This is a genomic window from Phaeobacter sp. SYSU ZJ3003 (assembly GCF_041300735.1).
In the GTDB taxonomy this organism is placed as follows: Bacteria; Pseudomonadota; Alphaproteobacteria; order Rhodobacterales; family Rhodobacteraceae; genus Phycobacter; species Phycobacter gallaeciensis_A.
Window position 1 is genome coordinate 1 of record NZ_PXNU01000045.1, and the last position, 9869, is coordinate 9869.

At 58.7% G+C, this 9869-nt stretch carries 6 protein-coding genes; 4 read left to right on the forward strand and 2 right to left on the reverse strand.

The window, feature by feature from the left end; all coding sequences use genetic code 11:
* The 4 genes from C6W91_RS15995 to C6W91_RS16010 all read left to right on the forward strand — a co-directional run.
* Window positions 1-4348, forward strand: a 4348-nt coding sequence (locus tag C6W91_RS15995; protein WP_370571114.1) for a VCBS domain-containing protein, incomplete at its 5' end; no start/stop codon positions are given.
* A 639-nt stretch (window positions 4349-4987) separates the two neighbouring features.
* Complete coding sequence (locus C6W91_RS16000; RefSeq protein WP_370571120.1) at window positions 4988-6172, forward strand: TIGR03032 family protein; 1185 nt, start codon at window positions 4988-4990, stop codon at window positions 6170-6172.
* A gap of 1 nt (window position 6173) precedes the next feature.
* Complete coding sequence (locus C6W91_RS16005) at window positions 6174-8387, forward strand: tetratricopeptide repeat protein (RefSeq protein ID WP_370571116.1); 2214 nt, start codon at window positions 6174-6176, stop codon at window positions 8385-8387.
* On the forward strand, window positions 8384-9118 hold the full coding sequence (locus C6W91_RS16010) for a class I SAM-dependent methyltransferase (RefSeq protein ID WP_370571117.1): 735 nt from the start codon (window positions 8384-8386) through the stop codon (window positions 9116-9118). The genes C6W91_RS16005 and C6W91_RS16010 overlap by 4 nt, the downstream gene beginning before the upstream one ends.
* 31 nt (window positions 9119-9149) lie before the next feature.
* On the opposite strand, the gene C6W91_RS16015 is transcribed toward C6W91_RS16010, so the two are convergent.
* Window positions 9150-9389 (reverse strand): hypothetical protein, encoded by a 240-nt coding sequence (locus C6W91_RS16015; protein WP_370571118.1) that lies wholly within the window; start codon window positions 9387-9389, stop codon window positions 9150-9152.
* Between the two features lie 188 nt (window positions 9390-9577).
* On the reverse strand, window positions 9578-9869 hold a 292-nt coding region (locus tag C6W91_RS16020), incomplete at its 5' end, for an ATP-binding protein (protein ID WP_370571119.1).

The window sequence follows — 9869 nt, forward strand, 5'->3', positions numbered from 1 at the left end:
CGCGCAGGCCTCTGCGGCGGGAACCTATGGCACGTTCACGCTGTTGGCGGCGGGGGCTTGGACCTATGCGGCTGACAACACTCAGGCGGCGATTCAGTCGCTTGGCGCGGGCGAAGAGCTGACCGACAGTTTTACGGCGGTGGCGGCAGACGGGACCGAACAGGTTGTGACGGTTAAGATCACCGGTGTGAATGATGTCGCGGTGATTGGCGGGGCTGCAACGGGTTCGGTAACCGAAGGTGCCGCCTCTATACTGGAGACCAGCGGGACACTGACAGTGTTTGACGCTGACGCCGGCGAGGCGGTTTTTACCGCTCAGTCTTCTGCTGTTGGGACCTATGGCACGTTCACGCTGACTGCGGCGGGGGCTTGGACCTATTCGGCGGATAATGCCCAAGCTGCAATCCAGGAGTTGGGCGCGGGCGAAGAGCTGACCGACAGTTTTACGGCGGTGACGGCAGACGGGACCGAACAGGCGGTCACCGTTACTATTAAACAGCCACGGCTTGCCGTGGTCGAGTTTTCTGATGTCGAGGCGGGCACGGGTGGCTTCGTGATCGCCGGCGGCTCTTTGGCGGACCAATCTGGCTGGTCGATTAGTTCTGCGGGCGATGTGAACGGCGACGGGTTCGACGACCTGATCGTCGGGGCGCGATGGGATGACCCGAATGGGAACCGTTCTGGTGCTAGCTTTGTGGTGTTTGGCAAGACTGACGGCGCCGCCGTTGAGCTTTCTGACGTCGAGGCGGGAAGTGGCGGCTTCGTGATTAACGGAGTCTCGGCGTACGACTACGCTGGCTTTTCTGTCAGTTCTGCAAATGATGTGAACGGCGATGGTTTTGACGACGTCATTGTCGGTGTGTTGTCCGACGACCCGAACGGTTCTAATTCCGGCGCGAGTTTCGTGGTTTTTGGAAAACCCGATGAGACGGCGGTGGAGCTGTCAGATATCGAGGCGGGCAATGGCGGCTACGTGATCAACGGCGTCTCAGCGGGGGACGAATCTGGCCGTTCGGTGAGTTCCGCGGGGGATGTTAATGGCGACGGGTTCGATGACCTGATCGTAGGGGCGTGGTACGATGACCCGAATGGGCCTAATTCTGGCGCAAGCTTCGTGGTGTTTGGCAAGACTGGTGAGACGGCGGTTGAGCTGTCGGATATTGAAGCGGGTACGGGTGGCTTCGTGATCAACGGCGTCTCGGCGGGCGACTGGTCGGGTCTCTCCATCAGTTCTGCGGGGGATGTGAATGGGGATGGTTTTGATGACCTGATCATCGGTGCGCAGGAAGCCGACCCGAATGGGGATCGCTCTGGCGCGAGCTTCGTGGTGTTTGGCAAGACCGACGGGTTGCCGGTGGAGCTATCGCATGTCGAAGCGGGTAGCAGCGGTTTCGTAATCAATGGGATTTCAACGCGAGATTTCTCGGGCCACGATGTCAGTTCTGCAGGGGACGTTAATGGGGATGGGCTCAATGACTTGATCATCGGCGCACATCACGATGACCCGAATGGGCTTAGATCCGGTGCGAGTTTCGTGGTATTTGGAAAGACTGACCGGACTAAAGTGGAGCTTTCAGATGTCGAGAGCGGCATTGGTGGGTTCGTAATCAATGGAGTATCTGAGGACGATAGGGCAGGCAAGTCTGTCAGTTCTGTGGGAGATTTGAATGGCGACGGGTTGGACGACCTGATGATCGGAGCATATCTAGACGACCCGAACGGTTCTAACTCCGGTGCTAGCTTTGTTGTGTTCGGAAAAACTGACGGAACGGCGGTGGAATTGTCGGATGTTGAAGTGGGAAGTGGTGGCTTCGTGCTCAACGGAGTATCGGCGGATGATCAATCCGGCTTGTCGGTCAGTTCCGCGGGAGATGTGAACGGCGACGGTTTTGACGACCTGATCGTAGGGGCGCCTTTGGATGATCTGAATGGGTATAACTCCGGCGCAAGCTTCGTGGTTTTCGGCGGAGATTTCACCGGCGCAGTCACCGCGATTGGCACGGTTGGCAATGATACCCTGACCGGCACGACTGCCCGTGATGTTCTGGTCGGGGGCACCGGGAATGACACGCTTGATGGCGCTGGCGGCGCGGATGTGCTGTACGGTGGCGCCGGTGATGACGAGATCGCTATTGCCGATCTGGCCTTTGACCGGATCGACGGCGGCAATGGCACCGACAGGCTGACGCTGACAGGAACCGGCCTAACGCTTGACCTTGACCTGCTGGACAATACCTCGCTCATCTCAATTGAACAGATTGATCTCAACGGTGGCGGCAACGCGCTCACGATCTCGCCGGTCGAGCTGTTCCGGCTGGCCGAAAGCACCAACACGCTGCGCGTTCTGGGGACAAACGGAGATGCGGTGGAGCTGACCGGTAGCCTTTGGAGCCAAGGAGTGGACATCACTGATGGTGGCGTGACCTATGCGGTTTACAAAAACGGCAATGCAACGCTTGAAGTGGCGGCAGATGTTGCGGTCGAGGGGCTTATTCCCCTTCCGGCCGTGGAACTGTCGGATGTCGAAGCTGGAACCGGTGGTTTCGTGATCAATGGGGTTTCGGCGGGGGATGTTTCAGGTGTCTCTGTAAGTTCTGCCAGCGATGTAAACGGCGATGGGTTTGACGACCTGATTGTTGGGGCTCAGGCTGATGACCCGAATGGTGAGGCTTCCGGCGCGAGCTTCGTGGTGTTTGGTAAGACCGACGGGACTGCTGTGGAACTGTCGGACGTCGAGGCGGGCACGGGCGGCTTCGTGATCAACGGCGTCTCGCCGGGGGATGTTTCAGGCGGCTCTGTGAGTTCCGCGGGCGATGTGAACCGCGATGGGCTCGGTGATCTAGTAATTGGGGCTTTCAACGATGACCCAAATGGAGATCGTTCTGGCGCGAGTTTCATAGTATTTGGCAAGACTGATGGGACGGCGGTTGAGCTGTCGGATATTGCAGCGGGTACGGGTGGCTTCGTGATCAACGGCGTCTCGGGGGAGGATGTCGCGGGCATAGTGAGTTCAGCGGGGGATGTAAACGGGGACGGCTTTGATGATGTAATTGTCGGAGCGCAGGGCGACGGCCCTAATGGCCCTAACTCCGGCGCGAGCTTTGTGGTGTTTGGGAAGACCGACGGGACTGCTGTGGAACTGTCGGACGTCGAGACAGGCACAGGCGGCTTTGTGATCAACGGTGTCTCTGCGTATGACCAGTCGGGAAATTCTGTAAGTTCTGCGGGCGATGTTAACGGTGACGGGTTCGTCGACCTGATCGTTGGGGTGCCGGACGATGACCCGAATGGTGAGGCTTCCGGCGCGAGCTTTGTGGTGTTTGGCAAGACCGACGGGACGGCGGTGGAGCTGTCGGATGTCGAAGCTGGAACCGGTGGTTTCGTGATCAATGGGGTTTCGGCGGGCGATACTTCAGGCCTCTCTGTAAGTTCCGCGGGCGATGTGAACGGCGATGGGCTCGGTGATCTAGTAATTGGGGCGGTTTGGGACGACCCGAATGGGACTAACTCCGGCGCGAGCTTCGTGGTGTTTGGTAAGATCGATGGGACTACAGTGGAACTGTCGGACGTTGAGGCAGGCTCGGGCGGATTTGTGATCAACGGCGTCTCGGGGGGGGATCAGTCAGGCGTTTCTGTTAGTACCGCAGGCGATGTGAACGGCGATGGTTTTGATGACTTGATCGTCGGGGCGCCGTTCGCCGGGCCAAATAGCAGTGGGTCGGCGGCCAGTTTCGTAGTATTCGGCAAGACTGACGGGACTTCGGTAGAATTGTCAGAAGTTGAGGCGGGCAGTGGTGGCTTCGTGCTCAACGGAGTATCGGCGGGTGATCAGTCCGGATTGTCGGTCAGTTCTGCGGGAGATGTGAATGGTGACGGATTTGACGATCTGATTGTGGGGGCGCCGCTCGACGCCCCCAATGGCGTCTCCTCTGGCGCAAGTTTCGTGGTGTTTGGCGGTGATTTCACGGGCGCAGCGACAGAGCTCGGCACTGTCGGAGATGACAGCCTGACGGGCACCTCGGGCAACGATGTGATCTTCGCGGGCACCGGGAACGATACGCTTGATGGGGCTGGCGGGAACGATCGGCTCTCAGGCGGCGCAGGAGCTGATACCTTTATCTTCCGCGACCTTGGAGGTACAACGACACTCCATGATTTCGACGGTGGCGAGGGCGACCGGTTGGATGTTTCCGACTTCGGACTGGCGGATTTCGCGACCTTTGAGGCGCTGCTCTCCGCCGATGGACCCGGTGGGCACGATACGCGTATCACCTTCGATGCCGATACGTTCGTGCTCATTGAAGATGTCACACCCGACGTAATTGTCGTGTCTGATATCATACTGTGATCCGACATGCATGATACTGGAGTAACAGCCCGTCCCGTCAGCTGGGACCTTCACAGGACGGCGGCTTGGCGTCGATCAGAACGCTTTTCTTTCGCAGAAGCTGCGCGATCCGTTCCAGTTACCATGCGAGAAACGATCTCGACCGCTTACCGTTTTGTACGGGGGGTGGTGCCGAAAGTCTTGCATACGGACCTCCGCCGCCCGCCATCGGGTCAATCGGTCTTTATAGGAAGGAATGGTCCGTGGCAGGAGGCGGCAAGACTCTTCGCTCTGGTGGACGTAACGAGTTGCCAAACGTTGGCTTTGAACGCGAAGAAGGCCCGAGAGAACCCAGCCCCAAACAGATCGCCGGTATTCGCAGATTGGCGCGCTCTCTGTCTGTCACCCGCAGCAGGCCTGAAGTCGGTCCTTGCGAAGCCGCCAGTAGGGGGGCTGCCCTCAAAATACACCAGGGCAACGTCCCTGCGCATTTCTGGTCTACTGTCTTGGCGTGATCGCTGGGAGATGATGTGGTGCGATGCAGGAACTGCTGTAAGACGGAGGTCTTCGTGAGCGTCGCGCGCGCCGAGGGTACGCCTCACGTCGGGAACGGCGAACAGGATTGCACCGTTCTTGGTTGGACTGCTGAGATCGTTATTCTTGCAGGTCGCCGTAGGGCGATTTACACTCTGGGGCAGTTTTTGGAGCCGATCCGGGACCGCGCCAGTCGAGAATGCTCCCCCCCGATCCCTATTATTTTCCGAGAGATTTCACATGACTAACCATCCCCAGCCCGCATATGCTTTCCATGGCTCCCGTCTATTTACGTCTTGGCTGAAGGAGGCGAAGGTCAGCCTCGCAATGACCACGTATCAGGCAGGCAAGGTCTTCTTGCTGGGCTTGCAGCCAGACGGGCGGCTGTCGGTCTTCGAACGGACCTTTGAACGTCCGATGGGTCTTGGTGTCGGACAGGGCCGGTTCTGGATGAGTTCCATACACCAACTCTGGCGGTTCGAAGATTTCCTCGGAGAGGCAGAGACCCGCGACGGGTACGACGCGCTTTACGTTCCGGTGACAGGTCATACCACCGGCGACATCGACATTCATGATATCCATGAGGATGCAGAGGGCAAACCTGTTTTCGTGGCAACCAGGTTCAACTGCCTCGCAACAATCGCGGAGCGGGGCAGCTTCCGGGAACTTTGGCGTCCGCCCTTCATTGATCGACTCGCAGCCGAAGATCGCTGCCACATGAATGGGCTGGCGATGCGAGACGGCCGTCCTGCCTACGTGACCTGTCTTTCACGTACCAATGTTTTCGAAGGCTGGCGCGAGAAGCGACGCGACGGTGGCGTCTTGCTAGAAGTCTCGACCGGAGAGGTGGTAGCCGAGGGGCTTTCGATGCCGCATTCGCCACGGTTGCATCAAGGCAAGCTCTGGATGCTGCAGGCGGGCACCGGCGAGTTCGGTCATATGGATCTGGAAACCGGAACATTCGAACCGGTTTGCTTCCTGCCCGGCTTTGCGCGCGGATTGGCATTCATCGGTGACTATGCGGTAATCGGCTTGTCGCGTCCGCGCGAGAACCGTACTTTCGAGGGGCTTGCCCTGAACGAACGCCTCGAAGCCGAGGGCGTTAGCGCGCAATGCGCGATTTGCGTGGTTAATCTGCGCACCGGTGATAGTGAACACCGTCTGGAGATTGGCGGCATCATTGAGGAGATCTATGATGTCACCCTTCTGCCGGACGTGATCCGGCCGATGGCCCTCGGTTTCCGCACCGAGGAGATCCGTTTTGCGGTCAAGCCGGAGCCTCTGTTGGAAACCACCCTTACTCTGAACTGACATGTCACAAGCGTCTCCCCAGATCACACCGGAGGCCGCTGAGGCTTTCAACGCGGCGAACGCGGATTTCCGCGAGGGCCGGTTTGCCGAAGCACTTGAGGCGGCCAGTCGGGCGACAGACCTCGCTCCCGACCTAGCCATCGCTCATATCCTGAAAGCCCGAGCATTGCGCCGGTTGGGCGAAAACGACGCGGCCAAGATGGCCTATGAGGCGGCTCTTCGCGTAGATCAGGGGAGTTTCGACGCGCTTCTGGAGCTTGGCAATGTTCACCGCAGTCTTGGCGCGCCGCAAGATGCCGCAGACCGCTACACCGCTGCAATGGAGGCGCGCCCCAAAGACGCACGGCCGGCCGTGGCGTTAGCCCGGCTTCTGGAGGAACAGACTGATCAAGATGCCGCTGAACGGGCAGCGGTCGCTTTCCAGATCGCCCTCGATAGAGCAAGCACGGATCCCGAGCCGATGTCGGCGATGGCAGTTCTTTGCCGCGATATGGCCCGGTTCCGCATGGACCGCGCCGATCTGCCTCGCGCCCTTGAGGCCCTGCGAGAGGCGCGGCTTTTGGCTGGGAGTGGCGCGCTTGCGCCTTTGGTCGACCTAGACATCGCGGAAGCCTATCTTCGCCTCGGGATGATGGAGGAGGCTCAGGCGCTGATGGAGCGATTGTCCGCATCCGAAGACGCAAGCCTCCTTCGCGCTTTGGCTCAACTTTCTTACCGTTTCAACTTCTGGGCCGAGGCAGTAGCGGTTCTGTCTCGTCTGACCACCCTTGATCCCGAGGATGCGCAGGCCCGTCTCGATCTTGCCGACATGCAAGTTAAGTCTTGGCTCCTTGAAGACGCACTCGTTTCGCTGGACTACGTCGAAGCTTCAGGAACCGTTCCTCCAAGTGCAAGCGCTGCGCTGCGGGCCTCAGTCGCCAATCGGTTGGGGGACACCGATACGGCGTTGGCGCTTTACGAGGGGCTTGTTGCTGAAGGACAATCAAACTTCGCCTCCAATGCTGCCATGAGCCTGCTCTATGCAGACAGTCTCACGCCGGACGAAGTGGCTCGCCGCCACCGGGCGCTCTTTGCAAAATGGGGGACAGGAGCACGGACACGGGTGAGTTTTAAACCTGATCCGGATCCCGACCGATCTTTGCGGATCGGCATGGTCACCGGAGATTTGCATCACCAGCACCCGGTGAACATCTTTCTCCAGCCTCTTTTGGCCCGGTGGGACCACGCGGGCCTGCCGCTCACGATCTACAACACCGGCCAGACCGTCGACAACCAGACCCGGCTTGCCCGAAGCCGCGCCGACGCATGGCGCGACCTGACACCAGCTCAACTCACCGCCACTGTGGAAGCGGACCGGATCGACATCCTGATTGATCTTGCAGGGCATACTGCGGGCGGCACTTTACGCGCATTTGCCAAACGTATGGCCCCCGTGCAGGCCAGCTTCCTCGGTTATCCCGGGTCCACAGGTGTCCCTAATATGGATTGGTTGATCGGGGATCCGGTGGTCACGCCGCCTGAAGCCGATCATCTTTGTTCCGAGCATGTGATGCGACTGCCGAACACGGTTTTTTGTTTTGCACCAGAGGCGGACTATCCGCTGCCTAATTTTAACCAAAGCCCAGAAAAGCCGCTGACTTTTGGATCGTTCAATAACATTCCAAAGTTGACCCCACGCACGATCCAGCTTTGGGCTCAAGTGCTGCGTGCCGTCCCCGGTTCTCGGCTCTTTTTGCGCGCACCAAGCTTCAAGGATGCGAGCGCTGTGGCCCGTTTCAAACGCCTATTCAACGAACAAGGCATCCTGCCCGAACGCCTGATCTTTCGGGGACCTGTTGCCCTCGACGTGATGATGCAAGCCTATGGTGAAATCGACATCGCGCTTGATCCGGTTCCTTATTGCGGTGGGACGACAACCCTTCAGGCACTCTGGATGGGTGTGCCAGTTCTGACGATGGAAGGCGGCCATTTCGTTTCTCGCATGGGAGCAAGCTTCATGAGGGCCGCTGGTTTGCCAGACTGGGTGGCCCAAGATGACGCCGACTACGTTGCCAAGTCCGCAGCGGTCGCGCAGGATCGGGCGGCGCTGCTCGCACTCAAGCGAAGCTTGCGGGAGAGGCTGTTGGCCCGACCTGGCTGGAATGCCGATCAATATGCTCAGGACTTCGGGGCGGCACTGCGGCGCATATGGCAAGACACAATAGGGGACTTATGAACGTAACTTTACCCTCATCACTGGATTGCTTTCGCGCATCCCCTTTCCTGTCGACCAAGCACACGACGTACTTCTCCGTTTACGATCGTCTGTTTAGCCCGTATCGAGACCGCCCGATTACTTTTGTCGAGATCGGCGTCCTCAGCGGAGGCTCCCTCTTTATGTGGCGCAAGTTCTTCGGCGCCAAGGCTCGTATCATCGGCATCGATCTGAACCCGGACGCGGTACGGTGGAGAGAGCATGGGTTTGAGATCCACATCGGCAGTCAGGCTGACCCGGCTTTCTGGCAGAGTTTTCTGGAAGACGTTGGACCTATAGACATCCTTCTCGATGACGGCGGTCATCGCTTTGAACAGCAAATCATGACTTGCGAATGCGCTCTTCCAGGAATTCGTGATGGAGGACTTCTCGTAGTAGAAGACACCCATACATCGTATCTGCCTAGCTATGGCGGTCCGAGCCCGATGTCCTTTATTAACTTCGCTAAGCAGATCGCAGACGGGATCAATCACCGTTTCAGCGGTCTGCACGGCAAATACCCAAGTGAGGCAGCGATCTGGTCCGTCAGGTTTTTTGAGTCCCTGGTCGCCTTTGAGGTGGATCGAAAACTTGCAGGACTGGCGTCGCGGCCCTGTCGGAACAACGGCGCTCCGATACCCGCGTTGGACTATCGAGATAGAGATGAAATCTCAGTCACAGCGGCTCAGTTAATCTCGGCATTCCGGTATTGAAAGGGACGGGTTTGATGATTTGATGTAGGCGTCAGGCTGTCACATGCCGCGCTAAACAGTGTCCAATGCGTGCTCCCGCAACCAACTTCAGCGAACAACCGTTCGATACAAAGCCCGCCTCTCCGGCGGGCTCTGCTTTTGCGAGCATCTCCAACAGCTTGCCTGACATATCCAGCTCATGATGCTCCTGCTCACCGTCCCAGGTCACGACAACGCGGTCGATCAGCCCATGCAGTTCATCCGCCGCAGACCCCGAAACCTCCTCATCCATCAGCGTGGCCGACAGGTTGTCGACATAGCGTCGATACAGGGCAGGGAGATTGGCTGGTTGTCAATCGGCACGAAACTTTGACCCCACGTAGGCATCCGAAATTGCCCCCCTGTTTGACGTGCGGTTAGCTGGCCCTATGCGGCGCAGCCTCCACACGGCGAAGCCGTATCGGGCCAGCGTCGGCTCGACTATTCTCGGGTTTTGAAGCACCAGCTCGCGTTGCCTGTTTCGACGATGTCGCAATGGTGGGTAAGGTGGTCGAGCAGTGCAGTGGTCATTTTGGCGCCGCCGAAGACCGAGGGCCATTCGCCGAAGTCGAGGTTGGTCGTCACGATGATCGATGTGCGCTCGAAGAGGCGGCTGATGAGATGGAACAATAGCTGACCACCGGTTTGTACGAAGGGGAGATAGCCAAGCTCGTCGAGGATCAGGAAGTCGATGGGGCACAGCAGATCTGCCGTGCGTACCTGTCGATCGGCG